Source organism: Nocardioides abyssi, assembly GCF_030412915.1.
Lineage (GTDB): Bacteria > Actinomycetota > Actinomycetes > Propionibacteriales > Nocardioidaceae > Nocardioides > Nocardioides abyssi.
Window position 1 is genome coordinate 1 of sequence record NZ_JAUHJR010000269.1, and the last position, 223, is coordinate 223.

General features: G+C 77.1%; 1 protein-coding gene. It reads left to right on the top strand.

Annotated features, from left to right (window positions below; all coding sequences use genetic code 11):
• On the top strand, positions 1–223 hold a 223-nt coding region (locus QWY29_RS20735), incomplete at both ends, for an aldolase/citrate lyase family protein (RefSeq protein WP_300963100.1).

Below are 223 nucleotides of genomic sequence, written 5' to 3' on the forward strand. Positions count from 1 at the left end.
CGACGCCGACATCGCGGCCATCGCCCCGGCCGGCCCCGACGCGGTCGTCGTGCCCACGGTCGGCTCCGCCGACGAGGTCCACCAGCTCGTCGCGGCCCTCGCGCGGGCCGGCGCCCCCGACCACACCACGCTCTGGGCGATGATCGAGACCCCGGTCGCGATCCTCGACGCCCTCGCCATCGCCCGCGCCAGCGAGCGGCTGACCGCGTTCGTCATCGGCACC